Annotated in this window: 24 protein-coding genes; 5 read left to right on the top strand and 19 right to left on the bottom strand. The window is 72.0% G+C overall.

What is annotated here, in order from left to right:
- Nucleotides 1-102: 102 nt before the first annotated feature.
- Nucleotides 103-1,008 (bottom strand): universal stress protein, encoded by a 906-nt coding sequence (locus ABD292_RS00120; RefSeq protein WP_344204083.1) that lies wholly within the window; start codon nt 1,006-1,008, stop codon nt 103-105.
- 408 nt (nt 1,009-1,416) lie between these two features.
- On the opposite strand from ABD292_RS00120, the gene nhaA reads away from it, so the two are divergent.
- A complete protein-coding gene (nhaA, locus tag ABD292_RS00115; RefSeq protein ID WP_344204082.1) occupies nt 1,417-2,712 on the top strand; it encodes a Na+/H+ antiporter NhaA in 1,296 nt (431 codons plus the stop codon).
- 21 nt (nt 2,713-2,733) lie between these two features.
- On the opposite strand, the gene ABD292_RS00110 is transcribed toward nhaA, so the two are convergent.
- The 13 genes from ABD292_RS00110 to ABD292_RS00050 all read right to left on the bottom strand — a co-directional run bounded on the left by ABD292_RS00110 (nt 2,734) and on the right by ABD292_RS00050 (nt 14,864).
- Nucleotides 2,734-3,612, bottom strand: a complete 879-nt coding sequence (locus ABD292_RS00110; protein ID WP_344204080.1) for an AMIN-like domain-containing (lipo)protein — start codon at nt 3,610-3,612, stop codon at nt 2,734-2,736.
- A 120-nt stretch (nt 3,613-3,732) separates the two neighbouring features.
- Nucleotides 3,733-4,305: a rhodanese-like domain-containing protein gene (locus ABD292_RS00105; protein ID WP_344204078.1), complete on the bottom strand. Its 573-nt coding sequence runs from the start codon at nt 4,303-4,305 to the stop codon at nt 3,733-3,735.
- A gap of 12 nt (nt 4,306-4,317) precedes the next feature.
- Complete coding sequence (locus ABD292_RS00100; protein WP_344204076.1) at nt 4,318-5,631, bottom strand: MBL fold metallo-hydrolase; 1,314 nt, start codon at nt 5,629-5,631, stop codon at nt 4,318-4,320.
- A 72-nt stretch (nt 5,632-5,703) separates the two neighbouring features.
- Nucleotides 5,704-5,973, bottom strand: a complete 270-nt coding sequence (locus ABD292_RS00095) for a metal-sensitive transcriptional regulator (RefSeq protein ID WP_344204074.1) — start codon at nt 5,971-5,973, stop codon at nt 5,704-5,706.
- A 7-nt stretch (nt 5,974-5,980) separates the two neighbouring features.
- On the bottom strand, nt 5,981-7,210 hold the full coding sequence (locus tag ABD292_RS00090; protein ID WP_344204072.1) for a cytochrome P450: 1,230 nt from the start codon (nt 7,208-7,210) through the stop codon (nt 5,981-5,983).
- A gap of 63 nt (nt 7,211-7,273) precedes the next feature.
- The gene (locus tag ABD292_RS00085) at nt 7,274-8,038 is read right to left on the bottom strand and encodes an ABC transporter permease (RefSeq protein WP_344204070.1); all 765 of its coding nucleotides are present in this window, start codon (nt 8,036-8,038) and stop codon (nt 7,274-7,276) included.
- A 9-nt stretch (nt 8,039-8,047) separates the two neighbouring features.
- Nucleotides 8,048-8,815 (bottom strand): ABC transporter ATP-binding protein, encoded by a 768-nt coding sequence (locus ABD292_RS00080; RefSeq protein WP_344204068.1) that lies wholly within the window; start codon nt 8,813-8,815, stop codon nt 8,048-8,050.
- Nucleotides 8,812-9,210, bottom strand: coding sequence for a DUF1048 domain-containing protein (locus tag ABD292_RS00075; RefSeq protein WP_344204066.1), 399 nt, complete (start codon nt 9,208-9,210; stop codon nt 8,812-8,814). Before ABD292_RS00075 ends, ABD292_RS00080 begins: the two co-directional genes overlap by 4 nt.
- A complete protein-coding gene (locus tag ABD292_RS00070) occupies nt 9,207-9,542 on the bottom strand; it encodes a PadR family transcriptional regulator (RefSeq protein ID WP_344204064.1) in 336 nt (111 codons plus the stop codon). The genes ABD292_RS00075 and ABD292_RS00070 overlap by 4 nt, the downstream gene beginning before the upstream one ends.
- A 94-nt stretch (nt 9,543-9,636) precedes the next feature.
- Nucleotides 9,637-9,861 (bottom strand): hypothetical protein, encoded by a 225-nt coding sequence (locus tag ABD292_RS00065; RefSeq protein ID WP_344204062.1) that lies wholly within the window; start codon nt 9,859-9,861, stop codon nt 9,637-9,639.
- A 10-nt stretch (nt 9,862-9,871) separates the two neighbouring features.
- The gene (locus ABD292_RS00060; RefSeq protein ID WP_344204060.1) at nt 9,872-11,995 is read right to left on the bottom strand and encodes a hypothetical protein; all 2,124 of its coding nucleotides are present in this window, start codon (nt 11,993-11,995) and stop codon (nt 9,872-9,874) included.
- Complete coding sequence (locus ABD292_RS00055; protein WP_344204058.1) at nt 11,992-13,572, bottom strand: peroxidase family protein; 1,581 nt, start codon at nt 13,570-13,572, stop codon at nt 11,992-11,994. The genes ABD292_RS00060 and ABD292_RS00055 overlap by 4 nt, the downstream gene beginning before the upstream one ends.
- A gap of 2 nt (nt 13,573-13,574) precedes the next feature.
- Nucleotides 13,575-14,864 carry a cytochrome P450 gene (locus tag ABD292_RS00050; protein WP_344204055.1) on the bottom strand — a complete coding sequence of 430 codons (1,290 nt, stop codon included), beginning with the start codon at nt 14,862-14,864 and terminating at the stop codon, nt 13,575-13,577.
- A gap of 222 nt (nt 14,865-15,086) precedes the next feature.
- Between ABD292_RS00050 and ABD292_RS00045 the strand changes: the two genes are divergently transcribed.
- Nucleotides 15,087-16,052 carry an acyl-CoA desaturase gene (locus tag ABD292_RS00045; protein WP_425564985.1) on the top strand — a complete coding sequence of 322 codons (966 nt, stop codon included), beginning with the start codon at nt 15,087-15,089 and terminating at the stop codon, nt 16,050-16,052.
- A gap of 66 nt (nt 16,053-16,118) precedes the next feature.
- Here the strand turns inward: ABD292_RS00045 and ABD292_RS00040 are convergent, their stop codons facing one another.
- Genes ABD292_RS00040 through ABD292_RS00025 form a run of 4 tightly spaced genes read right to left on the bottom strand, consistent with a single transcriptional unit; the run spans nt 16,119 to nt 21,414 of the window.
- Complete coding sequence (locus ABD292_RS00040; RefSeq protein WP_344204051.1) at nt 16,119-17,861, bottom strand: CocE/NonD family hydrolase; 1,743 nt, start codon at nt 17,859-17,861, stop codon at nt 16,119-16,121.
- On the bottom strand, nt 17,861-18,847 hold the full coding sequence (locus ABD292_RS00035; protein WP_344204050.1) for an ABC transporter permease: 987 nt from the start codon (nt 18,845-18,847) through the stop codon (nt 17,861-17,863). Before ABD292_RS00035 ends, ABD292_RS00040 begins: the two co-directional genes overlap by 1 nt.
- Complete coding sequence (locus ABD292_RS00030) at nt 18,840-20,351, bottom strand: sugar ABC transporter ATP-binding protein (RefSeq protein WP_344204048.1); 1,512 nt, start codon at nt 20,349-20,351, stop codon at nt 18,840-18,842. The genes ABD292_RS00035 and ABD292_RS00030 overlap by 8 nt, the downstream gene beginning before the upstream one ends.
- Entirely contained in the window at nt 20,341-21,414 is a 1,074-nt protein-coding gene (locus ABD292_RS00025; RefSeq protein WP_344204046.1) for a sugar ABC transporter substrate-binding protein, read from the bottom strand. The genes ABD292_RS00030 and ABD292_RS00025 overlap by 11 nt, the downstream gene beginning before the upstream one ends.
- A gap of 225 nt (nt 21,415-21,639) precedes the next feature.
- Between ABD292_RS00025 and ABD292_RS00020 the strand changes: the two genes are divergently transcribed.
- Both ABD292_RS00020 and ABD292_RS00015 read left to right on the top strand, forming a co-directional pair.
- Entirely contained in the window at nt 21,640-22,653 is a 1,014-nt protein-coding gene (locus tag ABD292_RS00020) for a LacI family DNA-binding transcriptional regulator (RefSeq protein WP_344204043.1), read from the top strand.
- Nucleotides 22,654-22,667: 14 nt separating this feature from the next.
- Nucleotides 22,668-23,093 carry a DUF6624 domain-containing protein gene (locus ABD292_RS00015; protein ID WP_344204041.1) on the top strand — a complete coding sequence of 142 codons (426 nt, stop codon included), beginning with the start codon at nt 22,668-22,670 and terminating at the stop codon, nt 23,091-23,093.
- A 24-nt stretch (nt 23,094-23,117) separates the two neighbouring features.
- Here ABD292_RS00015 and ABD292_RS00010 read toward each other — a convergent pair whose 3' ends face one another.
- Nucleotides 23,118-23,648, bottom strand: a complete 531-nt coding sequence (locus ABD292_RS00010; protein ID WP_344204039.1) for a hypothetical protein — start codon at nt 23,646-23,648, stop codon at nt 23,118-23,120.
- A 476-nt stretch (nt 23,649-24,124) separates the two neighbouring features.
- Between ABD292_RS00010 and ilvB the strand changes: the two genes are divergently transcribed.
- Nucleotides 24,125-25,371 (top strand): biosynthetic-type acetolactate synthase large subunit (gene ilvB / locus ABD292_RS00005; RefSeq protein ID WP_344204036.1); only part of this gene is annotated, 1,247 nt, incomplete at its 3' end.

Genomic DNA, 25,371 nt, shown 5'->3' with positions numbered 1-25,371 from the left:
CGGCCGCATCGGGAACGTCCTGCAGTAGAGGTATCCGAATACCGCCGACCGGGCGTTACGCGACCACGCCGGCGCGTGCGCCGGGGCCGTACTTCGCGGAGGTCAGCCCGGTGGGACCCTCGGTCGCAGGACGGACGCCGGGGTCACCGCGACCGGGCACCCGGCTTCGGCCAGTGCGCTCTGCGTGACCGGCCCCAGGAGCAGGCACGGACGGGACTCGTTCCCCCGGTTGCCGAGGACGAGCAGCGCGGCGTCCTCGGCGGCGGCGAGCAGCGCGCGCTGCGGGCGTTCCGGCACGAACTCGGTGGTCACCGGCACGTCCGGGCGACGACCGGCCAGGCGCGCCACGACTTCGCGGAAGCGGTCCTCGGCTCCTCTGCGCAGCGCGTGGGAGTCCACGAAGGGCAGCGGATCCGGCCAGGACGACGATCCGCACTCCGTCCAGCAGCACAGCGCCGTCACGGTGCCGAGGCGCAGCGCGGCCTCGTCCAGGGCGAAGTCCAGGGCCGTACGGCAGGCGGGCGAGCCGTCCAGGCCGGCCACGACCCGGACGGCGCCGGCGGCGGGCGGCCGGAGCTCCGGGCGTACGACGACGACCGGGGTGACGCAGTGGGCGGGCACCTGGACGGCCGCCGATCCCACCCGCAGGTCGTCGAACCCGCCCTGCCCGCGCGATCCCAGCACCGTCAGCTCCGCCTCCCGCCCCACCTCCAGGAGCACCGCGGCGGGGGTGCCTCGCGTGAGGAGTCCCCGTACGTCCACCTCGGGGGCGAGTTCGCACGCACGGTGGACGCCCTCGTCCACGACCCCCTGCGCCACCTGCTCGATCTGCGCCATCATCTCGGCGGAGACCGGCTTGGTGGCGTACGGCCAGTGCAGGGCATGACAGACGAGGACGGGCAGCCTCCGCAGCCGCGCCTCCTCGACCGCCCAGCGCAGCGCGTGCCGGCTCTCGGTCGAGTCGTCGTAGCCGACCAGGACGGGCCGGCCGGCCTGGCCGTCGTTCACCGCCACCTCCGGGAAGGAACCCTCTGGTCCTGCCTGCCCCGGGGCCGGTGGGACCAGCCCACGGGAGGGCAAAGGCTCGGCCCGCCGCGCTGGTATCTGAGCCTGGTGCGCCGGGAAGCCCGGCCCACCCTGGTCAGCGCGACCCGCGACGACCGTTCGGTGCCCTTCGCGCACGCCGAGTCCCTGGTCGCGACGCTTCCGCGGGCCGAGCTGGTGGGGAGCCGCGCCGACAGTCGCCTGATCTGGTTCGGCTCCGACTGTCCCGCCGTCGCGGCCCGGATCCGCGCGTTCCTCGGTACCGAGTCCGCTGAACCTTGTTGTTTGCCCGTTTTGATACGTTGTTATCAGGTGTGCCGGGAAGTCTGGTCGGCAGGTGATCGACCCGTACCCTCTCACGAGCGGAGACCCATGCCCGGCACCCCGACCCGTAACGCGCCACGCCTGCTCCGCCGGAGCAGCTGGCCCGAGGCGCGCCGCATCGCCGACATCCTGCGCAAGGAGACCATCGGCGGCGCGCTGTTGCTGGCCGCCGCGCTGGCCGCGCTCATCTGGGCCAACTCGCCGTGGGCGCAGACGTACCAGGAGCTGCGGGCGATCGAGGTCGGGCCCGCCGCGCTGCACCTGAACCTCGATCTGGCCACCTGGGCCGCCGACGGCCTGCTGGCGATCTTCTTCTTCGTGGCGGGGCTGGAGCTGAAACGCGAGTTCGTCGCCGGCGACCTGCGCGACCCGTGGCGGGCCGCGGTGCCGGTGGCGGCAGCCTTCGGCGGGGTCGTCGTGCCCGCCCTGGTGTACCTGGCGATCGCGGGCCCGGCGGGGGCGGGAGAGGGGTGGGCGATCCCCACGGCCACCGACATCGCGTTCGCGCTGGCGGTGCTGGCGGTGATCGGCCGCTCCCTGCCGGACGCGCTGCGTACCTTCCTGCTGACCCTGGCCGTGGTGGACGACCTCATCGCCATCGTCGTCATCGCCGTCTTCTACACCTCGCACCTGGCGGTGCTGCCGCTGCTGGGCGCCCTCGTCCCGCTCGCGGTCTTCGGCGCGCTGGTCCAGCGGGGAGTGCGGGCGTGGTGGCTGCTGCTGCCGCCGGCGCTCGCCACCTGGGGGCTGGTGCACGCCTCTGGCGTGCACGCCACCGTGGCCGGGGTGCTGCTGGCGCTGACCGTCCCCGTCCTGTCGCGGAAGAACGGACACGGGGCCGGGCCGGCCGAGCACTTCGAGCACCGGTTCCGGCCGATCTCGGCGGGGATCGCCGTCCCCGTCTTCGCGTTCTTCTCGGCCGGGGTCGCGCTCGGCGGGCTGAGCGGCCTGGCCGGGACCCTGACCGAGCCGGTCGCCGCCGGGATCGTGGCCGGGCTGCTCGTGGGCAAACCGCTCGGCATCCTGGCCGCGACCTGGCTGGTGGCCCGCTTCACCCGCGCCACCCTGGCCGAGGGCCTGGCCTGGATCGACCTGCTGGGACTGGCCGTCCTGGGCGGCATCGGATTCACCGTGTCGCTGCTGATCGGGGAGCTGGCGTTCGGCGCGGCCGGCGCGGAGCCGGTCAAGGTGGCCGTACTGGCCGGATCGCTCGCCGCCGCGCTTTTCGCGACGGTGATCCTGCGGCTGCGGGCCCGCGCCCATCGGCGCGTCCACGAGGCGGAGAGCGCCGACGCCGACGGCGACGGCGTCCCCGACGTCTACCAGTCGTCCGGACTGAACTGACCCGGGCCGGGGTCCGCCCGGTCACGGCTCCAGGGACTGCGGGACGGAGTCCGTCGGGCCGTCCGGCTGCTGCGTCGTGCCCGTCGCGTCGTAGATCTTCACCCACGTGACGGACGGGAACTGCTTGAGCGTCGGCCTGATCTGGTCGGCCACCGTGAACGCCGCTCCGCCGCCGGTGACCCGGCCCGTCAGGTAGACCCGCGCGATGCCGTTCCTGATGGTGAGCTTGCTGAAGCCGGTTGCCTCGGAGCTGACGAAACGCAGCCCCTGCGCCTTCTCCGCCTGCGTCGGGCCGGCGAACAGCCGTTGCAGTGCGCCGTACGCGGTGGCGGGCGCGGCGACCGGACGTGACACGGCCGTGGCGTGGCGGCCGGCTTTCATGAAGTAGGCGCGGACCGGCACCGTACGGTAGGGGGTCGCGAGGTCGATGACGACGCGGCTCGGCCCGGTCAGCGTGTGGACCCGGAAGGGCACGCGCCTGGCCAGCCCGGCCCCGAAGGTGAGCGTCGCCTCGAAGTCGCCGGTGTTGACCACCTGGACGACGCCGGGCAGCGCGTACGTCCGGCGCACCGGCCCGTACGTCACGTCGCCGCGCCGGTCGTGGCCGGCGGCCTGACCGAAGCGGATCTGCAGCAGCGCGTTTCCCGCGGCGGTCACGGGCTTCCCGGATCCGTCGGCGATCAGCTCGGACACGTACCGGATGTCACGCTGGGCGGGCACGCGGCCCCGGAACTCGAAGACCAGCCGATCCACGCCGTCGTGGTGTGAGGCGCGGACGCCCACCAGGACGGGTGTGGCTGCCGGCCGCTGGACGGCCTGCGCGGGCGCGGCAAGCAGACCCGTGGAGGCGGCGACCATCGCGGTGGCGATGAGGGGGCGGACCGGGAGCATGGCGATCATCTCTTTCCCCGTGAGTGCTCCTGATCTCAGGGTGCACCAAGACGTCACAGGAAGATACCGGCAAATATCAGCCAGGGCGTGCTGCACCAGGTGACCCGCCCGGTCGCGGCGGGCGAGCACTCAACCGCCCGCCCGAGAGGCGCCCAGACGGCTGAGCACGGCGTCGACGTCCACCCCGCCGGCCCGGTTGTAGGGCAGCCTGGCCAGCAGCAGTCCCATGGCGCAGGTGTCGGTGACCGCCGCGAACGTCAGACCCGCCCCGATGAACCCGGCCACCAGCACCATGGCCGGGATCCAGAGGCTCGCCACGACCGAGGCGAGCACGATGCTCCCGGCGACGAGCCGGACCTGGCGCTCCAGGGGCCAGCGGGCCCGGCCCCGGTTGACGGGCAAGCCGGAGGCGATCCAGGCGTTCATGCCGCCGTCCAGGACCACGGCGCCGGGCAGCCCGGCGTCGCTGAGCGTCGCGCGGGCACGTTCGGCGCGCCGGCCGGACTGGCAGACGAGCAGCAGCCGGCCGCCCGCGCCGGCGACGATCCGCCGCAGATGCGCGTCGACCTGGTCGAGCGGCAGGTTGACGGCGCCGTCGATGTGCGCCGTGCCGTACTCGGCCGGGGTGCGCACGTCCACGACGAGGACGTCAGGGTCGGCCGCGATCAGCGCGCGAGCGGCGGCGGCGTCAATAGAGGACATCGGTGTTCTCTCCTATTTGATCTTCTCAAGGGCGTCGGCGACGCCCGCTCCCGTGAGCGCGACCGGCCGGTAGCCCTCGCCGGCGAGGTACGCGGCGGCGATGGCGGCGCGGCGGCCGGAGGCGCAGGCGACGAGCACCGGCCGCTCCTGGTCGAGCGCGGCGGGGACGCCCCGGGTGAACAGGTCGGGCAGGAAACGCTCGACCGCGCCCGGCAGTCGTGCCTGCTCCCACTCGCTGGGCATCCGCACGTCCAGGAACTGGGCGTCCGGCCGGCGCAGGAGCCGGACGAAGGCGTCGAGGTCCACGAGCCGGTAGGTCTGTGTGGCGCTCTCGCCCAGATCCCGTACGACGCCCTGGACGGTGTCGACGCCGATCCGGGCGAGCTGGGTGATGGCCTCGGCGATCTCCTGGCCGGGCTCGGCGACCAGCGTGATCGGCTCGCCGCGGGGGAGCAGCCAGCCGGTCCAGCTGCCGAAGTCGTCGTCCATCTCGATGCCGTACGAGCCGGGCAGCATGCCCTCGGCCTGGACGTGACGCGGGCGGAGGTCCACGACCCGGCCGGCGGGCTCGCTGAGCTCGGGCACGCCGATGGGCGGCATGGGCGGGACGCCGAGCGTGTTGGCCGGGCCCATGTGCCGGTAGAAGGCCGGGACGGGCATCGGATCGGCCAGCAGGGCGTCGGCGAACTCCTCCTGATCGTCGATGGCCAGCAGCGGGTTGTCCGTCAGCTCCGTACCGATGGTGGAGGCCAGGCGGCCCGCGCCGGTCGCCGTGCAGAAGGAGCCTTGGCCGTGGGTGGGGTAGAGGGCGGTGCCGGGCGGCAGCGCGGCCAGCCGGCGCAGCGAGAGGTGCTGCAGGCGGGCCAGGGAACGGGCGCGCTCGGGCCCGAGCAGGTCGGGCCGTCCGGCCGAGGCGACCAGCAGGCTGCCGCCGGAGAACAGCGCGACCGGCGCGCCGTCGATGAGCACCAGGTAGCTGGTGTGCTCCGGGGTGTGGCCGGGCGTGTGCACGGGCCGTACGGTCAGGCCGCCGCCGCCGTCGAGGTCCTCCAGGTGGAAGGCGGGCGTGTGCGGGTAGGCGGGGGCCGCGGCGGCGGGCATCACCAGCTCGGCTCCGGTGCGCTCGGCGGCCTGCCCGGCGCCGGAGACGTAGTCGTTGTGCAGGTGGGTCTCCAGCACGAACCGCAGCTCGACGTCCCGCTCGGCGGCGGCGTCGAGGAAGCGGCCGATGTCGCGCTGCGGATCGACGAGCACCCCTCGGCCGTCGTGGATCAGCAGGTAGGTCTGGTCGCCCAGACCGGGCGTACGGAACGACAGGACGTCCATGGTCTGAAATACCCCCCGGGGTATATGAAGGTCAAAAGGACGCGGCCACGGAGTTCCCGTGGCCGCGGGGTGTCAGGCGAGCGCCAGGAAGAGCTTCTCCAGCTCCGCGACGCTCATGGGCGGCTCGTCGCCGCGCCGCTCGCTGTCCTGGCAGTGCCTCAGGCCGGTGGCGACGATCTTGAAGCCGGCCCGGTCGAGCGCTTTGGAGACGGCCGCGAGCTGGGTGAGGACCTTCGTGCAGTCCTCGCCCGCCTCGATCATCGCGATGACCCCGGCCAGCTGGCCGTGCGCCCGCTTGAGGCGGGTCAGCGCGTCGCCCACCGTGCTCTCGTTCAGCTCCATACGCCCACTATACCCCCGGGGGTACCGTGGCCGCGTCCCAGGTGACCGGGAGGCTCTTGACCCCGTAGATGTCCGCGACCTCCGGGCGCAGGGGCACCTCCTCGGCCGGCACGGCCAGGCGGAGCGTGGGGAAGCGGTCGAACAGCGCGGGGAAGGCGACGCGCATCTCGACGCGGGCCAGCTGCTGGCCCAGGCACTGGTGGACGCCGTGGCTGAAGGCCAGGTGGCCGCCGTCCCGCCGGCGCAGGTCGAGGGCGTGGGGGTCGGGGAAGCGCTCGGGGTCGCGGTTGGCGGTGTTGAGGGACAGGATGACCATCGTGCCCGCCTCGATGGTCTGGCCGGCCAGCTCGACGTCTTCCAGGGCGACCCGGAAGAACTGCTTGGCGACGGACAGGTAGCGCAGCAGTTCTTCGACGGCCTGGTCGGTGAGGGCGGGGTCGTCGCGGAGGGCGGCGAGCTGGTCGGGGTTCTGGAGCAGGGCGAAGGTGCCCAGTGCCAGCATGTTGGCGGTGGTGTCGAACCCGGCCGACAGCAGGATCAGGGCCATGCCCTGCAGCTCCTCGTCGGTCAGGTCGCTGTCGAGCAGGTCGCTGAGGACGTCGTCGGTCGGGTCGGCGCGCTTGGCGGCCACCAGCTCGGCGAGATACCGCTGAGTGGCGAGGTAGGCGGCCATCACCTCCTCGTCACTGGCCTCGCCGCCGAGGAACTTGTCGACGTTCTCCTGGAAGAAGGCCCGGTCCTCGTACGGCACGCCGAGCAGCTCGCAGATGACGACGGCGGGGATGGGCTTGGCGAAGGCGGTCACCAGGTCGGCCGTCGGTCCGGCCTGCTCCATGGCGTCCAGGTGCTCGGCGGTGATCTGCTCGACGCGCTCGGTCAGCAGCCGCATCCGGCGGACGGTGAACTTGCCGACCAGGGGCTTGCGGTAGCGGCTGTGCTGCGGCTCGTCCATGAGCAGGAACTCGCCGGGTGGGGCCGGGGGGACCTCGATGTCGCCGAAGTCGATGGTCGGGTGGTGTTTCATGAGCTCCCTGCGGGAGCTGAACCGGGGGTCGGCCAGGATCGCGCGGGTCAGGTCGTAGCCGGTGACCAGCCAGCCCTGGTGCCCGTCCGGGAAGGGGAAGCGGCTGATCGGGCTCCGCGCGCGGGCCTCGATCAGCTCCTCGGGCGGGTCGAAGGGGCAGCCGGGCCGGCGCGCGGTGGGCATCGCGGCGAGGGTGTGGGGGAAGTCGGCCATGATCTCTCCTCGTTCGAGATATGTCGCGTCTGAGGGCATGCGGGTCCTGCGTCGACGGACGTCTCAGGCGATCCTGCGGCGGTAGGTCCTCATGGCGAAGCCGTACGCGACGGCGAGGATGCCGACGCACCAGGCCAGCGCGACCCAGATGTCGTCGCCCACCGGCTGCCCGGCGAACAGGGCGCGGATGGCGTTGACGATCGAGGTCACCGGCTGGTTCTCGGCGAAGACGCGCAGCGGGCCGGGCATGGTGCCGGTGGGCACGAAGGCCGAGCTGAGGAAGGGCAGGAAGATGAGCGGGTAGGAGAACGCGCTCGCGCCCTCCAGGGACTTGGCGGTGAGGCCGGGGATGACGGCGATCCAGGTCAGCGCCAGGGTGAACAGCGTCAGGATGCCCGCCACCGCCAGCCACGCGAGCACTCCCGCCCCCGAGCGGAAGCCCATGAGCAGGGCCACGAGCATCACGACCACGAGCGAGACCAGGTTGGCGACCAGCGAGGTCAGCACGTGCGCCCACAGCACCGACGAGCGCGCGGTCGGCATGGACTGGAAGCGCTCGAAGATGCCGCCCCGCAGGTCCATGAACAGCCGGTACGCGGTGTAGGCGATGCCGGAGGCGACCGTGATGAGCAGGATGCCGGGCAGCATGTAGTTCACGTACGGGGTGCCCGACCCCGTGCTGATCGCGCCGCCGAACACGTAGACGAACATCAGCATCATGGCGACCGGCATGATCGCGGTGGTGATGATGGTGTCGGGGCTGCGCGTGATGTGGCGCAGGGACCGCCCCAGCAGGACGGTGGTGTCGCCGAAGAAATGCCTGGCCATCGTGGCTCCTTATGCCTTCGTGCCGACGAGGGAGAGGAAGACGTCCTCAAGGGTCGGCTGCTTCTCGACGTATTCGACCTTGGCGGGCGGCAGCAGCCGCTTGAGCTCGTCGAGGGTGCCGTTGACGATGATGCGGCCCTCGTGCAGGATCGCGATCCGGTCGGCGAGCTGTTCGGCCTCGTCGAGGTACTGCGTGGTCAGCAGCACCGTGGTGCCGCCCGCGGCCAGGTCCTTGACGGCCTGCCAGACCTCGATGCGGGCCTGCGGGTCGAGACCCGTGGTGGGCTCGTCGAGGAAGATGACGGGCGGGTCGCCGATCAGGCTCATCGCGATGTCGAGGCGGCGGCGCATGCCGCCGGAGTACGTCGCCACCCTCCGCCCGCCCGCCTCCGTCAGCGAGAACCGGCGGAGCAGCTCGTCGGCGATCCCGCCCGGGTCCTTGAGATGCCGCAGGCGGGCGACCAGCACGAGGTTCTCCCGCCCGCTGAGGATCTCGTCCACGGCGGCGAACTGCCCGGTGAGGCTGATCGACTCGCGCACGTCGGCGGCCTGGGCGACCACGTCGAAGCCGTTGACGCGGGCGGTGCCGGCGTCGGGCTTGAGCAGCGTGGACAGGATCTTCACGGCGGTGGTCTTGCCCGCCCCGTTGGAGCCGAGCAGGGCGAAGATGCTGCCCCGCGCCACGTCGAAGTCGACGCCGCGCAGCACGTGCAGGTCCTTGTAGGACTTCTCCAGGCCGTGCACCTGGATGGCGGGGGGTTGCCGGGTGGTCATCATTGTGTCCTGTCCTGTTCTGCGGCGCGGTCGACGGCGCTGGTGAAGCGCTCGCGCTCGCGTCTCCTGTACTGGCCGAGGGGGTAGTTGGCCATGAACGCCTCGGCGAACTCGACGGGGTCGTCCCCGAAGAGGTCGCGGATCGGAGTGCCGTCGGCCGCGCCCTGCTCGAACAGGTCGGCCGCGTCCTCGTACATCGTCATCGCGCCGGCCCCGTCGGCCGGTCCGAAGTGCATCAGATAGCGCTCCAGGGCCTCGACCGCGACGCGGTAGTTGTCGGGCAGCTGCTTGACCCGCGCCTTGTACTGCCGCCAGCGCTTCTTCTCCTCCAGCGATCCGGTGAGGATCTCCAGGTAGTGCAGGTAGCGGCTCTTGGGCTCGCCGGGTTCCGCGGTCATGTCTGCGGGCCTTCCTTGTGAAGTTGTTCGAGCCGTCCGGCGAGGAAGCTCCAGGTCTGCCAGAACTCCTCCAGGTACTCCCGTCCCTGGGCGTTGAGGGAGTAGACCTTGCGCGGCGGCCCCTTCTCCGACGGGACCTTCCGTACGTCGACCAGGCCGCGCTGCTCGACGCGGACCAGCAGGGCGTAGATGGTGCCCTCGGCGATGTCGGAGAAGCCCTGGTCGCGCAGCCAGGCCGTGATCTCGTAGCCGTAGGCGGGGCGGCGGCCCAGGATCGCCAGGACGATGCCCTCCAGCGTTCCCTTGAGCATCTCCGTCACGAGCTTGCCCACGGAACACCTCCTTCCGGCTACTCGGTATTGCTGACTACTGGTACAAAGTAACACTGACTACCAGTACCTAGCAACACCGAATAGCTGGACGGGGTCAGGCGCTCGCGTAGCGGCGCAGGTGCTCCGCGGCGGTCTCCAGGTCGGCGGCGGCGGCCGCGCAGGCCGCGAGGTGGGCGGTCACCGACGCGTGCAGCCAGTCCGGCGCCACGCCGGCGGCCCGCAGCCCCGCCTCGATCGCGCGCAGGCGTTCGGCGCAGGCGGCGAGGGCGCGGGCGTCCGCACGCAGGACTTCGGCGTGCGCGGCGATCTCGGCGGACATGGCTCCTCCGTCAGCGCGGCGGCACCGGGACGGCGGCGTCCCGGAGCGCCTGGCGAGTGGTGGCGGACAGGCACAGCAGCGGGCGGGCGCCGTCGAGCCCCAGCTCGCGGAGCCGGTCGGCCAGCGGGTGTGCCGAGCGCGGCGCGACGGCCAGCCGCAGCGACGGCGCCGCGTGCAGCCGGGCCCGGCCGCGGGTCCGTACGCAGGACCGCAGTACGGCGCCGGCCTCGCGGGCGTAGCCGACCAGGCCGGGATCGTTCAGTGGCAGTCCGGGCCCGAGCCGCCCGCGCAGGGTGAGGATCGCATCGGCCGTGACGTGGGCGGCCCGGGCGCCGAGCCGGAGCTCCAGGGGCGTCAGGTACGTCTCGCCGCCCCATAGCCGGGGACCGAGGGCGTGGACGACCGGGGTGTCGACGGCGGAGCCGACGAGGAAGCTGCCGGAGCGGCGCAGGTCCGCCGCCCGCAGCAGGTCGAAACCGGCCGGGGAACGGCGGAACGGGCCGGGCACGACGACGCCGACCTGCAGCTCCGCGTAGCCGCCCGCCGTGGTGTGCCGGTTCGCGGCGGCGTGCACGGCGACCAGCGCGCGGCCCGCCACCCGTACGGCGGGCCCGAGCCCGGCGCCCTCCAGCAGCCCGGCCGCCACGGCCGGGTGCGCGGCGAAGTACGCCGTGAGCGCGTCGCCGTCACGGCACCTGATCGGCAGCTCGACGGCCCCTTCGGGACCGTCCACGGCGCGGGTGGGCACGGTCAGGAAGGGGAACCCCTCAGGATCGGGCGCGCGGTCGAACAGCAGGTAAGCCTGGGACCGCACGACCCGCCCCCGGAACGGCGTGAGCCGCTCGTCGATGTGCTCGCGAGCCTCGGGCAGGTCGTCGGCGAGGTTGGCGCGGTAGTGGTCGATGCCGTGGCAGAGCGGGAACAGGTGGGTGGCGTCGCCGTAGTCGACGACGTACCAGTCGGGGTGCAGGTCGAAGCAGGTGCCGGCGCCCTGCCCGTCGAGGGTGGGGATGATGTCGTGCTGGTTGGTGACGCTGGCCACCCAGGTGCGCGGGTCGGCGGGGCGCTTGAAGTCGACGGGCGAGCCGACGGCGACGGCGTGGGTGACGGTGTGACGGGCGCAGAAGCCGGGGTCCTGCGCCAGGTTCATGATCGCCGCCCCGCCCGCGCTGTGCCCGACGAGCGCCAGCTCCGCGCCCGCGGGCAGCCCGTAGTCGGCGACGGCCTCGGCCAGGGCGCGGCTGTAGGGGCTGCCGGCCAGGACGGCGCTGCTGAACGCGCCCAGCAGGTCCTGGGGCGACTCGCCGTCGGGATGTCCCACGCGCATGCCGGGCGCCTGGAGGACGTGCCGGATCACCCCGTCGGGCCCTTCGACGCTCTGGATGAGGGCCCGCCCGTTGGTGCCGAGCACGCTGATGTTGCCGAGGAAGCCGAGCAGCGACCCCCGCGCGCACAGCCGGGCCGACTCGGCCGAGGTCAGCTCGATCCGGCGCGCGGCCCCTTCGCCGGTGTCGAGGACCGCGATGGCCCGGTTGCTCATCCCCGTGATCGGATCGGCGGTGGCGAAGCCCTTGCCGGTCGCGATGAGCCAGGCGGCGGCGTCGTTGAGCGGGTTCTCGTCCAGCAGCGCGCGCAGCGCGAGGACCTCGCCGAAGACCGGGGCGAGCTGGCTGAGCGCGCGCACCGCGCCACGGTCCTTGAGCAGGGCGCGCAGGGCCCGGACGGCTTCCAGGTCCCGGTCGGCGGCGGCCGCGTCGATGAGCCGGGCGATCATGGGGTCGGCGGTCAGCTCGGGGTGGGCGAGCGCCACGGCGGCCACGCGCAGCCGCAGCGACGTGGCCAGCACGCGTACGGCCAGGCTCTCGGCCCCCAGCATCGCGCCGGCCTTGGCGGCCGCGGTGGACAGCCGGCCGCCGCCGGCGAACGCGCACCCGAGGCCCTGGCCGTTCGTCGTGGCCCGCAGCAGCGCGCGGTAGGCGGGCCGGGCCGCCGAGGGCGCGTGCGGCAGGGCGCGCAGCAGCGCGCCGTCGGTGAGCGCGGCGGTGGCGTGGGCCGCCGCGTCCTGGATGGTGAGCGCGACGTCGACCAGCTCGCGGGCCGCGGCGCGCAACCGCCTGGCGTCCTGCCCGGTCACGGCCGGGTCCGCCGGGACATGCTGACCAGGCGGGGGGCCGGGTCCTCCGGCGTGTTGCGGTGCAGCACGTCCGACAGCGTGCGCGTGGCGGCGATGACCCGCATGCCCGTGGGGGAGAACGTGGCGGCGTTGAAGATCCGGGGAGCCAGCAGCGGGTTGGTGAGCGCCTGGGAGAAGGCGTCGATGGCGATGATCTTGGTCAGCAGCGGGGGCAGGATCGCGGCGGGGGAGCCGGGTTCCTCGGCGAACAGCCCGACGTACAGGTCCACGTCGTCCACGCCGCGGTAGAGCTCGCGCAGCGCGCCGCTGACCCGCCGGTCGCCGGAGATCTGCTCGAACGTCCGCACGCGGGGGAAGCGGCAGTGCTCGCGGTAGCTGTTGTACGGGGCCAGGTCGAGCGCGCGGGAGTCGGCGATGCTGGCCACGTCGATCTCGCGCAGGACCGGGTCGGTGTTGAACAGGCCGATGCGGCCGGCCCGCTGGCAGGAGGCGTCCTCGAACAGCCGCCCGAGGCCGGGGCCGGGGATCAGCGCGCTGCCGAAGAAGGTCTCGGCCATCGGCAGCTCGCGCCCGCCCACCGCCAGGTAGGACGGGATCAGGCTGTGCCAGCGGTAGACGAGGTTGAACTCCACCGAGGCCCAGTTCTGCCGGTGCCAGGGCGAGCGGTCCAGGCGCGCCGGCAGCTTCGGGTCCAGGGTGAAGCGGAAGTGGTAGGGAGTGATGTGGTTGATGTACTCCTCGACGACCAGTTTGATCAGCAGCACGATGAGGATGTTGCGGGCCGTCTGGAACAGCCGCTCGTCGTCCCAGCGCGGATGTTCCCGGGCGAGCAGCCGCGCCACCCGGTTGTGCTCGCGCAGGAACAGCACCGTGAGCATGGTGAAGCCGATCTGGCCGTTGCCCCGGTCGCTGCCGGTGGCGAACAGCGTGTCGCGCTGCGCGCCGGAGAGCCGGTCGAAGCGGATGACGCTCAGCGGGGCGAACTCCGGCTTGATCGCGCCGTTCTCGCACAGGTAGGGCGGGAACTCGCCGCCGTTGATCAGCTGGCTCTTGAGCAGCCCGCCCTCGAACGTGCGCAGCGCGGCCGTCGCCGCCTCGTTGAGCCCGTACAGCTGGTTGAGGTCGATGTGGTGGTTGGAGCTGTTCTTGCGCGGGTCGCGCGGGACGTTGGTGTCGCCGCGCAGGAAACCGTCGGTGAACCACTGGGCGAAGTACGCGAAGAGCACCGTCGAGCGCGGGCAGGGGATCATGGACTCGCCACGGGCGAACAGGCCGCCCGCGATCTCGGGAGAGGGCCGGTTCCCCTCGCGGCCGGGAACCGGGGGCAGGTGCCTGCCGCTGTAGGTGCGATCGGTCAGCGAGGCCCACGAGGTGTAGCCGGCCATCGTGCTCAGCGGCTCGGGGCGCGGCGGCATCTCGCGGACCGCGGTGTCGATCAGCGAGGCGTTGATCCGGCTCCGGAGCCCCCGGCTGGTCTGCAGGAGCTCCCACAACGGCCGGCCGTTGGTCAGGGCCAGGAACCTGAGCCGGTTGGCCAGGCCGTCCGTGGCGATGCTGCGTGCTCGGCTGCGCGCCATCGTCAGTCTTCCCGCCCCTCGGCCCCGAGCCCGAGCTCGAAGGCGTCGGGGAAGATCCCGAGCGTCCGTTCGACGCGGCCCGCCGGACGGATGCCGGGGCGTAGCAGCAGCCGGCGTACGGTCTCGGCGATCACCGGCAGGGCCACGTGCACGCCGAGACAGGCGTGATGCCCGGAGCCGAAGAACAGCTGATGGTGGCGCGGGCGGTCGAGGCGGAACTCCTCGGGCTCCGGCACCACGTCCGCGTCGAACATGGCGGAGGCCGGTGCCGCGAGCACGAACGTGCCCGCGGGGATCACCGTGCTGCGCGGGGTGCCGGCGGCCAGGACGTGGTCGCGCTCGCACAGCCGGGGGATCAGCTTGAAGAACGGGCTGAACCGCAGGGCCTCCCAGACGTACGGATCGAACCGCTCGGGGTCCCCGGCGGCGGCCGTGGCCTCGGCGAGCACGTACGGGCGCAGCAGCAGCTGCTCGACCGCCTCGACCATGGCCCCCGGCGCGCTCTCCACGAAGCCCAGCGGCAGCCCGGCCATGTTGGTCACGATGCGGTCGTCGGTCACGCCGGCCCCGGGCGGCAGGGCGGAGCGGACGAGGCGGGAGAAGACGTCGTCGGGAAGGTCACGTCCGTCCCGCAGCGCGGTCCGCTGCTCGGCGAGGCGGTCACGCAGATGGGCGACCAGCTCGGCGCCCGCCGCGACGGACGCGGCCTGGAGGTCGGGATCGCCGAGGAAGTTGGCGAAGCCGTCGGCGACGACGGCCCGCGTCCACCGGCCCAGGGTCTGCGGATCGGGGCCGGGAACGCCGAAGTATCGTGCGCACACGCCGAGGGCGACGGGGCGGAACAGCCCGTGCACCGCTTCGATCCGCCCGTCCGGCCAGGCTGCGTCGAGCAGCTCGTCGGCGAGGCGGCCGGCCAGCTCGCGCACGTCGCCCGCGTCCCGCGGGTCGAGCATGAGCTGCATCAGGCCCTTCTCCCGCCAGTTCATCGGCGTGGCGTCCCTGGCCAGCATGAACGGGGCGCCCAGCGCGGCGTCGAGGCGCGGGCCGAAGGCGCGTACCGAGAAGACCTGCTCGTGGGAGAGCACCTCGACGACGTCGGCGAAGCGGGTCACCACCGTGAAGGCGGGGGTGACGAAGACGGGACGCCGCTCGCGCAGCTCGGCGAACAGGCTCCGCCAGTCGGTGCGCATCCACTCCCGGACCAGGCCGAACGCGGCCATCGGGTCCCTGGCCAGCGCCTCCTCGTATCTCTCCAGATGGCCGCCCGTGGTCGCCTGCTCGACAGAACCCATTCCGTGGACCTTTCCGCCTGGTTTCGGAGCGTACCGTGATGATCACGTTGTGCAATCACAATCTAGATCACCCCTTTTCTTCATGGCAGCCGAGTCCACGATTTTGGTTCCTCACGGTAATCATCCCGTTACTCTCAGGGCATTGCCGCACGCCATGGGCGTCGCCGTTGAATAAGGAGCCCGCTCGTCCTGAACCGCCCGGGAGGAAACGTGCCCTCACCCATGCCGCGGCCGGCCACGGCGGAGACGGTGACGGTCACCACCGGCCGCCGCCTCGCCTATCTGGTCGTCCTGGTGCTCCTGCCCGTGGTGCTGCTGGCCCTCGCGGTGCCGGCCGCCTGGGGCTGGGGCGTCGGCCCTCGCGACCTGGTCATCGCGGTCGTGATGTACCTGGTGAGCATCTTCGGGATCGCCATCGGCTACCACCGCCTCTTCACCCACCGCGCCTTCAAGGCCAACCGGGCGCTCAGGATCGCGCTCATGCTGGCCGGCGGCATGGCCGTCGAGGGCCCGCTCACGCTGTGGGCCGCCGAGCACCGCCGCCACCACAAGTACGCCGACCGCGAAGGCGACCCGCACTCGCCGTGGCGCTACGGCGACAGCGGCCTCGCGCTGCTGCGCGGCATGCTGCACGCCCACATCGGCTGGTTCTACACGGCCCAGCGCCGCTCCAGCCGCCGGCACTGGGTGCCCGACCTGCTGAACGACCCGGACGTGCGGCGCTTCGACGGCGCCTACCCGGCGGTCGTCCTCCTGTCGTTCGCGCTCCCGGCCGCCGCCGGCGGGCTGTGGTCGATGTCGTGGGCGGGCGCGTGGAGCGCGCTCCTGTGGGGCGGCCTGATCCGCTACGCCGTGGTGCACCACGTCACCTGGTCGGTCAACTCGATCGCCCACACCTTCGGCGACCGCCCGTTCCGCACCAGGGACCGTTCGTCGAACGTGTGGTGGGTGGCGATGCTGACGCTCGGCGAGGGCTGGCACAACTGGCACCACGTGGAGCCGACCTGTGCCCGGCACGGCGTGCTCAGGGGCCAGCTCGACCCCAGCGCGCGGCTGATCCGCTGGTTCGAGCGGGCGGGCTGGGCCCACGGCGTACGCTGGCCGAGCGCCGACCGCCTGACGACCCTCCGCGCCGGCCGCGCTCCCGGCGTCCCGGAGGCGGCCCCGCCGCCGGGCGCCTGGCCGTGACAACCCCGAGCACGCCTTCTTCCGGGGGCTGCTGCGCGGCCGAGCAGGTGACCGGCTCGACCGGCGTCAGGACTCGATGACGGGCAGGATGAGGCGGCTGGCGCGCAGGCCGTCGTGGAAGACGGTCTGCCGGGCCGGGCGCAGGTCCTCCTCGCGGGCGGTCGCGGGCGGCGTCCACCGCTGGGGGTTGCGGTCGAAACGGGGGAAGTTGGAGCTGGCCACCTGCAGCCGGATGCGGTGACCGGCCTTGAAGACCTGGCTGGTCGAGCCGAGCGGGAAGCGGAAGAGCTCGGGGTCGCCGGGGGTGAGCGGCACCTGCCGGTCGGTGCCGTGCCGGTAGCGGGCGCGCAGAATGCCGTCCACCACGCCGTAGGCGGTGCCGTCGGGGTGGACGTCCACCAGGCGGGCGGTCCAGTCGCAGTCCTCGGCGCTGGAGGCGGCGTGCAACTCGATCACCACCTCGCCGGTCACCTCCAGGTCGGACTCCAGCGGCGCGCTGGTGTAGACGAGCACGTCCCGCCGCCGCTCGACGGCCGACTGCTCCTTCTGCCCGGAGTTGCGGCCGAACAGCACGCCGGGCAGGAACGTCGCGCCGCCCGCCGTCGGCACCGGGTCGGCCGGGTCGGCGAGATAGTGGTCGGCGGGCTCGTCCGGGGACGGCGCGGCGCGGTCGAGGCGGCCGTCGCCGGCGGCCGAGTTCGCGCCGCCGCCGCTGCGCAGGTAGAAGGCGGTGTCCTTGGCGCGGGACAGCGGCCACTCCATCTCCTCGCGCCACGCGTTCGCGCCCATCACGAAGATCTTCACGGGCGGCAGCTCGGCCGGGCGGCCCTCGGCCGCGGCCCGGAAGAACTCCAGGTGCGTGGCGGTCAGGTCGAGCGCGGCCGAGGCGCCGCCGTAGCCGTACCACAGGTCGCCCTGGTAGTCGCCGAGGTTGCCGTGCGCCCAGGGGCCGACGATGAGGTGCTGGTTCTGGCGGGCCCACTCCGACGGCGCCTGGGAGCGGAGGCCCGCGTAGTTGCGCAGGGTGCCGGGCAGGAAGATGTCGTGCCAGCCGCCGATGTGCAGCCCGGCCACGTTCATCCTCCCGTGCGCGCCGCTCGGGGCGATGAGCTGCCAGAACACGTCCCTGTCGGGGTGGCTGAGCCACTCGCGATAGTACGGAGCCAGCTCGGCCAGCTCGTCGCGGTCCAGCGGCAGCCGGGTGTAGGCGGCGTGCGGGTCGCGCAGGATCTCCAGCAGCGTGGCCTGCGCCCGGTCGCGTTCCGGGCCGGCCGGGCGGCGCAGCAGATCCACCGGGGCCAGCGACTCGGCGATCCACAGCAGCAGGAAGCCGAGCTGGAGGGCGCCGCCGGAGTAGGACCACACGTCGTGGTACTCGGCGGCGGTGAGCTGCGGGGCGATCGCGATCAGGCCCTCGGGCGCGGCGCGGGCGGCCAGGAGCTGGGTGGCGCCGATGTAGGAGGCGCCGTACATGCCGACCTGGCCGTCGGAGAACGGCTGCGCGCGCACCCAGGCGATGGTGTCCAGGCCGTCCTCGGTCTCGTCGAGGTAGGGGTTGAAGCCGCCGCCCGAGCTGTAGCGGCCCCGGGTGTCCTGGACGACGACGGCGAAGCCGGCCTCGACGGCCTGCAGCGGTTCCAGCCCGACGATGTGCTGGGCCATGAACGACGACGACTTGTCGTACGGCAGCCGCTGCAGCAGCGTCGGCCACGGCCCGCCCTCGGCCGGGTGCCACACGTCGGCACGCAGCACCGTGCCGTCGCGCATCGGTACGGCGACCCCGCGCTCGACCCGTACCCCGAAGCTCATCAGCCGTTCCTCCTCATGTACGTCTGGCGCAGGCGGTCCACGGCCACGGCCAGGATGAGCAGCACGCCGGTCGCGACCTGCTGCCAGGACGAGTCCACGTTCAGCAGCGTCAGCCCGTTGCTGAGCACGCCCACGATGAGCAGGCCCACCACCGTGCCGCCGATGGTGCCGGTGCCGCCGGACAGGCTGGTGCCGCCCAGGATGACCGCGGTGACCACGGCCAGCTCCAGGCCCACGCCGGTGTTGGCGGAGCTGGAGCCGAGCTGGGAGGTGACCATCAGCCCGGCCAGCGCCATGCACGCCCCCGACAGCAGGAACCCGGCGAACAGCACCCGGTTGACGCGGATGCCCACCAGCCGGGCCGCGACCGGGTTGGCGCCGATCGCGTAGACCTTGCGGCCGAAGACGGTGAAGCGCATGAGCACGAAGAACACCGCGACGACCACGACCAGCACGATGGCCGGCATCGGGATGCCGAGGAAGGGCCGCGCCGTCGCCCAGTCGAAGCCCTCGATGAAGATGCTCTGCCCCTTGCCGATGACGAGCGTGAGGCCGCGGAAGATGCCGAGCATGCCCAGCGTCGTGATCAGCGCGTTGACCCCGACCACGGTGACGAGGAAACCGTTGAGCAGCCCGATGCCGAGCCCGGCCAGCACCGCCAGCCCCAGTGCCGGCCAGATGCCGAGCACCGGCGCGGCCTGCACCAGCACGATCCCGACGAACGCCACGCCGGACCCGACCGACAGGTCGAACTGGCCGCCGACCATCACCAGCGTGCCGGCCATCGCGAGCACGCCGGTGATCGACACGGCGGTCAGGATGTTCCCCCAGTTGTCCCAGTTCAGAAAATAGGGGGACTTCACGGAGAAGAAGATGACCTCCGCCACGAGGAAGACCAGCAGCGCGAGCGTCTCGGGCGCCCGCCGCCTGGTCTTCGGCCGGGCCGCCTCCGGCGCCGGGGCCTGCGCGGTCAGCGTCTCACTCATCGATCACTCCTCCTGCCGCCCCGGTCAGGGCCTCCACCCCGATGGCGGCTCCGGTGAACTCGGCCACGGTTCTGCCGCGTACCATGACGACCGCGCGGTCCGCCAGCTCGACGACGTCCTCGTAGTCGGAGGTCGCCACCATCACCGCGCTGCCCTGCTCGGCGAGGGCGCGCACGGCCCGGTAGATCTCCTGCCGGGCGCCCACGTCCACGCCCCTGGTCGGCTCGACCAGGACCATGACCTTCGATCCGTGCTCCAGCCAGCGGCCGAGCACCACCTTCTGCTGGTTGCCGCCCGACAGCGTCCAGATCTGCTGGCCGGGGTCGCTGGTGGAGCGGATGCGCAGCTTGTCGTGCCAGCGCCGGTAGGCCGACGCCTCACGGCCGCTGCTCAGGAAGCCCGCGCGGGCCAGGCCGCGCCAGCTCGGGGCGGCCAGGTTCTCGGCCACCGAGCGGGAGCGGAACATCGCCTCCCGTTGCCGGTCGCCCGGCAGGCAGCCCACGCCGGCGGCGATGGCGTCGGCCGGGTGGCGGAAGCGGACGGTACGGCCGCCGACGTCCAGCGTGCCCGCCTCCAGCGACCGCATGCCGAAGACGGTCTCGGCCACCTCCGAGGCGCCCGAGCCGACCTTGCCGTACAGGGCGACGATCTCTCCGGGGCGTACGGCGAGGTCGACGCCCTGGTACGCGCCACCGCTCGCGGCGCCCCGCAGGGACACCAGAGGCTCACCGGCGGGAGCCTCGCGCTCCTCGCCGCGGGTCTGGTGCTGCACGGCGCGGCCGACCATCGCCTCGATGACCAGGTCCTTGCCCACGTCGGCGACCCGCTCGTGCAGCGTGATGTGGCCGTCGCGCAGCACGGCCACCTCGTCGGCGATGCGGAACACCTCGTCCAGCCGGTGGGTGATGTACATGATCGCGACCCCGCGCCGGCGCAGCCCGTCGATCACCTCGAACAGCCGCTCGGTCTCGGCGTCCGACAGCGCCGCGGTGGGCTCGTCGAAGATCAGGCAGCGGCCCTGCCCGGTGAGCGCGCGGGCGATCTCGACGAGCTGCCGCTCGCCGAGCCGCAGGGTGCCCACGGCGGCCTCCAGCGGCAGGTCCACGCCCAGCATGTCGAGCACGTCGCGGGCGCGGGCCCGGCTCTCGCGGCTCCTGACGAGGCCGCGGCGGACGGGCCAGGCGCCAAGGACGATGTTCTCCGCCACGCTCAGCGGGGGAGCGTCGCTGATCTCCTGGTAGATGAGCTTGATGCCGAGGGCGCGGGCGGCCGCGACGTCCTTGATGCCGGTGGGCGTTCCGTCCAGCGCGATCTCGCCGGCGTCGGCCTGCAGGTCGCCGGCGAGGATGCGCACCAGAGTGGACTTGCCCGCGCCGTTCTCGCCGAGCAGCGCCAGCACCGTGCCGGGGGCGACGGCGAGGTCCACTCCGTGCAGGACCTCGACCGCGCCGAACGACTTGCGGATGCCGCGCGCCCGCAGGAAGGGGGACTGCTCAGCAGGCATAGTCGGGGTAGTTCTGCTTGGCGTTGGCCTTGTTGATCACCAGGTGCGGGACGAGGAGCTGCGCCGGGAGCTTCTCGCCCTTGACGGCCTTGATCAGGTTGGGGACCAGGATCTCGCCGTAACGCTCGGGGAAGTAGGCGACGCTGCCGATCCAGTTGGGGTGCTGGTAGATGACGCAGTTCTTGGGGTTGAAGTTCTGCACGCCCAGGTAGAGGTCGTTCGTACGGTTCTGGGCGCGGGCCGCGGCCAGCGCGCCGAGGATGCCGTCCTCGTTGATGCCGACCAGGATGATGTGGTGCTGGCCGGGCAGCGCCGTGAGGGTGTCGGTCATGAGCTTCTGCGCGACGTCACCGCCCGCGCCGCCGGCGTCCAGCTTGCGCAGGTTCCGCACCTCGCCGCAGACGCTCGCGAAGCCCTGCCGGATGCCGCCCATGCGCTGCTCGTTGACCTCGCCGACCTGCAGCGCCTCCAGCGAGACGAAGGCGTCGTACTTGCAGTCGAACTTCTCCTTGAAGTGCTTGCCGAGCTCGTAGCCGATCAGCTGGCCCGCGTAGGCGTTGGCGGCGCCGACGAACGACGTCTCGCACGGCTTCTGCGAGATGTCCACCGCGAGCACCGGCACGGCCGGTCCCGCGGCGCAGATGCGGGGAGCGGCGTTGGTGTCCGCTTGAAACGTTATGAGACCCTGGGCGCCGCGGGTCTTGAACAGGTTGGCACAGTCCAGAGCCTTCGCCGCGTCCATCTTGGAGTCACAGGTGATCAGCTCCGCGCCGGCCCGTTTCGCCTGCTCCTCGACGCCCTTCTGCACGTCCTGGGGGAACCCGGAGGCGAGCGAGAGCTGGGTGAAGCCGATCGTGATGCCCTTGCCGCTGCCCGGCTCCGCCTGCTGGAACTCCACCACTCCGGCCGGGGGGCTGGGAGGTGTGGCGGTGGTCGTCCCGGTGCCGGCCGACGCGGGCTGTTCCGGGGTGCTCGTGGCGTTGTCGCCGCAGGCGAGAGCCCCGGCGAGGACGAGGGCGAGGGCCGCGCCGAAGCGGCCGGCTCGCTTCCAAGAGCCGTTCACTGTGCCTCCTCAGGCGGCTGGGGGTATGAAACGTTTTAAACCGCCTGGCAGGAGAGGCTAGGTTTGCCGTGAAGAGTGCGTCAAGGGTTACAGGAGGATTTCCAGGTCACGAAGATGTTGCGGGGAGCTGGGGGTCGTTATTACGTTTCAAAGCATCGGCAAGGCGTGTAGTAGGCTTCTGCCGCTCAAGATCCTGTGTTGTCCGATGCGCAGCTGTGAGGGGCCGTGGCGATAGCGAGCATCAAGGAGGTCGCACAGCTGGCCAGCGTGTCGATCGGCACGGTCAGCAACGTGCTGAACCGGCCGCACGCGGTCGCGCCGGCCACCCGGCAGCGGGTGCTCAGCGCCATGAACGAGCTCGGCTTCGTCCGCAACGAGTCCGCCCGCGCGCTGCGCTCCGGCCGCACCCGGACGATGGGGCTCGTCGTCCCCGACGTCACCAACCCCTTCTGCACCGACGTCGCGGCAGGGGTGCAGACCGTGGCCGAGGCCAACGGCATGATGGTCACCCTGTGCAACAGCGACCACGACGGCCCGCGCGAGCGCCGCTACCTCGACCATCTGGAGGAACAACGCGTCCAGGGCATCCTGATCACACCCGTGGACGGGGAGAACGACCGGCTCGACCAGCTCATCGAGCGCGGCACCCCCGCGGTGCTGCTCGCCCACGTCTCCGCCAACCTGCACCGCTGCGCGGCCGCGGTGGACGACCACCTGGGCGGCAGGATGGCCGCCGAGCACCTGCTCGGGCAGGGACACCGGAAGCTCGCCTTCGTCGGCGGTCCCGGCGGCAGCAGCCAGGTGACCGGACGGCGCAAGGGAGCCGCCGCGGCCGTAGCGGACGCCGGCGACGGCGCGACGCTGGAGCTGATACAGGTGCCCTCGCTCAGCTTCGCCTCGGGGCGGCACGCCGCCGAACACCTGGCCGCCCTGCCCCGGCGCGCCCGGCCCACCGCCCTGTTCTGCGCCAACGACACCCTCGCCCTCGGCATGATGCAGGGCCTGTCCACGCTCGGCCTGCGCGTCCCGGACGACATCGCCCTCATCGGCTACGACGACATCGACTACGCGGCGGCGGCCACCGTACCGCTCAGCTCGATCCGGCAGCCGCGCCGGGAGCTGGGGCGGGTGGCCGCCGAACTCCTGCTTGAGGAGATCGACATCGGCGAACAGCACCGGCATCGGCAGGTGCTGTTCGCGCCGGAGGTGATCGTGCGGGCCTCCACCGTACGCGGCTGATCCGAGAGGAGAGGATGTGCTCGATCCGGAATTACGCGATGAGCTGCTGGCGCGGCACCGCGTTCCTCAAGCGGGTCACCGACGAGCACGGCTGGCCCGGACACGACCTCGTCGGTGACAACGCCGCTCAGGCGGCCTGGCTGCTGGCTCAGCACGCCGACCACGATCGCGACTTCCAGCGCCGCTGCCTGCCGCTGCTGCGCGACGCCGTCGCCCGGGGGCAGGCGGCTCCGCGGCACCTCGCGTACCTGGTCGACCGCGTCCGCGTGGGCGAGGGGCGTCCTCAGGTGTACGGCACGCAGTACCGGCAGACCGCCGAAGGCGGGTTCGGCCCGCACCCCGTCGAGGATCCCGGGCACCCTGACGAGCGCCGCGCCGAGGTGGGGATTGAGCCGCACGCCGAGTACGACCGGCACATGCGCCGGTACGAGCAGGGCTGAGAACAGCCGGCGGGGCATGGCGGCTCAGGCGATGGTGAGCGTCGTCAGCCCGGTCGCCCTGGTGAAGCCGGTGGTGAGGCACTGCAGCAACCCCGGCTGCACGAGCGTGACCGTCTGCACCGCGGACGCGCCCTGGAAGCGGCCCTGCGCGACGGTGCCGGTGAAGGTGGTGACGACCTGGCCGGCCGCGGCGGTGCTGCTGCCGGTGCCTTCGATGACGCTGCTGTCACCGGTGTTCCACTCGACGACCCGCTGCCCCTCGAACCCGTCGAAGAGGTCGGTGCAGCCGACGAAGATGGTGAACTGCTCCCCGTACGTCCCGCTTGTCACCTGGCCCGTGCCGCCGAGACAGGAGCTGAACCGGCCGCTCACCGTGATCTCGATGTTCTGCGGCGTGAAGGTGACCCCCGGGCTGTACGTGACGGTCTCGCTTCCCTGGCACTGCGTGGGCACGGCTGCTTGGGCGGGACGGACGACCATGACGAGGGCGACGACGGCCAGGAGGGCCGTCAGGACGCGGATGCTTCGGCTCTGCCGAGAGGAACGTGAGGTCACCGGGGCTCTCCCTGTCGGGGGATGAACGGAACCATTGCGGCTACGAAGACATGACAGCCTTCAACGTCGCCTCCTCGATATGGCCATGAAGGTTGCAGATTCGTACCTTGTCAACACGCTGAGTGATATCTACTGTCTTGGTGGGGGTCCGGGGAGAACCGATGCTTCAGCTGCTCGATCGGCGGGACCAACACCCTGGCCTTCTCGCCGAAGCTGCCGGTTCGACGGCCGTCTCGACGTGGATGCGGGTGGTTGACCCCCAAGCTGTGCTTATGCCATGACGCGGTTGACGTTGAGGCGTTCGGAGCGGCTATGGTGTGGGCCATGCTTCGCAGTGAACTCCTCGTAGTACTTCGCCGGCGCACAGGCCGATAGCGAAGCACGACGACCTGCGCGCCGCCCCAGGCCCACCGCTCCGGTGGGATGGGGCTTTTTTTTTATGCCCGCGATCGAGCAGCCACTTGAGGAACGAGTCGATGACTGAACGGATGACAGGTGCACAGGCCCTGGTCAGGGCTTTGGAACAGATGGGAGTGGACACCGTGTTCGGGATCCCCGGCGGCAACATCCTGCCCGCCTACGATCCCCTCTACGACTCGGTCAAGGTGCGGCACGTGCTCGTCAGGCACGAGCAGGGCGCCGGGCACGCGGCCGAGGGATACGCGCAGGCCACCGGCAAGGTCGGGGTGTGCATGGCGACCAGTGGCCCCGGCGCGACGAACCTGGTGACGCCGATCGCCGACGCCTTCATGGACTCGGTGCCGATCGTGGCGATCACGGGGCAGGTGGCCGCGCCGATGATCGGCACGGACTCCTTCCAGGAGGCCGACATCTCCGGCATCACGCTGCCGATCACCAAGCACAACTTCCTGGTGACCGATCCTGCTGACATCGCCCGTACGATCATGGAGGCGTTCCACATCGCCTCCACCGGCCGCCCCGGCCCCGTCCTGGTGGACATCACCAAGGACGCGTTACAGGCCGAGACGGTCTTCTCGTGGCCGCCGGTCATGCGGTTGCCCGGCTACCGGCCGGTCACCAAGCCGCACATCAGGCAGATCCGCGAGGCGGCCAAGCTGATCGCCGAGTCGCGGCGGCCGGTCCTGTACGTCGGCGGCGGTGTCCACAAGGCGCGGGCCTCGGCCGAGTTGCTGCGGTTCGCCGAGCTGACGAACATCCCGGTCGTGACCACGCTGATGGCCCGTGGCACGTTCCCCGACGGTCATCCGCAGCACATGGGCATGCCCGGCATGCACGGCAGTGTCGCGGCCGTGGGCGCGCTGCAGCAGTCCGATCTGATCATCGGCTTGGGCGTGCGGTTCGACGAGCGGGTCACCGGTGACCTGTCGTCGTTCGCGCCGTACGCGAAGGTCGTGCACGCCGACATCGACCCGGCCGAGATCTCCAAGAACCGCCACGCCGACGTGCCGATCGTGGGCGACTGCAAGGAGGTTCTGATCGACCTCATCGCGGCCGTCCAGGCGGGCGACCATGACGAGTGGTGGCGGCTGCTCAACGGCTACAAGGAGACCTATCCGCTGGGTTATGAGACGTTCGAGGACGGCTCGCTGGCCCCTCAGTACGTCATGGAGCGCTTGAGCGCGATCGTCGGGCCTGACGCCTACTACGTGGCAGGCGTCGGCCAGCACCAGATGTGGGCCTCGCAGTTCATCGACTACGAGAACCCCGGCACGTTCATCAACTCCGGCGGCGCCGGCACGAT

Source organism: Nonomuraea bangladeshensis, from assembly GCF_039529455.1.
Lineage (GTDB): Bacteria > Actinomycetota > Actinomycetes > Streptosporangiales > Streptosporangiaceae > Nonomuraea > Nonomuraea bangladeshensis.
The sequence above is the reverse complement of the archived record's forward strand: the minus strand, read 5'-3'. Positions and strand labels throughout refer to the sequence as shown.

Bases quoted from the DNA above. Each gene is read 5' to 3' on its own strand.
- nhaA (WP_344204082.1), top strand. From the start codon at position 1,417: ATGCCCGGCACCCCGACCCGTAACGCGCCACGCCTGCTCCGCCGGAGC.
- ABD292_RS00110 (WP_344204080.1), bottom strand. From the start codon at position 3,612: ATGATCGCCATGCTCCCGGTCCGCCCCCTCATCGCCACCGCGATGGTC.
- ABD292_RS00105 (WP_344204078.1), bottom strand. From the start codon at position 4,305: ATGTCCTCTATTGACGCCGCCGCCGCTCGCGCGCTGATCGCGGCCGAC.
- ABD292_RS00100 (WP_344204076.1), bottom strand. From the start codon at position 5,631: ATGGACGTCCTGTCGTTCCGTACGCCCGGTCTGGGCGACCAGACCTAC.
- ABD292_RS00095 (WP_344204074.1), bottom strand. From the start codon at position 5,973: ATGGAGCTGAACGAGAGCACGGTGGGCGACGCGCTGACCCGCCTCAAG.
- ABD292_RS00090 (WP_344204072.1), bottom strand. From the start codon at position 7,210: ATGGCCGACTTCCCCCACACCCTCGCCGCGATGCCCACCGCGCGCCGG.
- ABD292_RS00085 (WP_344204070.1), bottom strand. From the start codon at position 8,038: ATGGCCAGGCATTTCTTCGGCGACACCACCGTCCTGCTGGGGCGGTCC.
- ABD292_RS00080 (WP_344204068.1), bottom strand. From the start codon at position 8,815: ATGATGACCACCCGGCAACCCCCCGCCATCCAGGTGCACGGCCTGGAG.
- ABD292_RS00075 (WP_344204066.1), bottom strand. From the start codon at position 9,210: ATGACCGCGGAACCCGGCGAGCCCAAGAGCCGCTACCTGCACTACCTG.
- ABD292_RS00065 (WP_344204062.1), bottom strand. From the start codon at position 9,861: ATGTCCGCCGAGATCGCCGCGCACGCCGAAGTCCTGCGTGCGGACGCC.
- ABD292_RS00055 (WP_344204058.1), bottom strand. From the start codon at position 13,572: ATGGCGCGCAGCCGAGCACGCAGCATCGCCACGGACGGCCTGGCCAAC.
- ABD292_RS00050 (WP_344204055.1), bottom strand. From the start codon at position 14,864: ATGGGTTCTGTCGAGCAGGCGACCACGGGCGGCCATCTGGAGAGATAC.
- ABD292_RS00045 (WP_425564985.1), top strand. From the start codon at position 15,087: ATGCCGCGGCCGGCCACGGCGGAGACGGTGACGGTCACCACCGGCCGC.
- ABD292_RS00040 (WP_344204051.1), bottom strand. From the start codon at position 17,861: ATGAGCTTCGGGGTACGGGTCGAGCGCGGGGTCGCCGTACCGATGCGC.
- ABD292_RS00035 (WP_344204050.1), bottom strand. From the start codon at position 18,847: ATGAGTGAGACGCTGACCGCGCAGGCCCCGGCGCCGGAGGCGGCCCGG.
- ABD292_RS00030 (WP_344204048.1), bottom strand. From the start codon at position 20,351: ATGCCTGCTGAGCAGTCCCCCTTCCTGCGGGCGCGCGGCATCCGCAAG.
- ABD292_RS00015 (WP_344204041.1), top strand. From the start codon at position 22,668: ATGTGCTCGATCCGGAATTACGCGATGAGCTGCTGGCGCGGCACCGCG.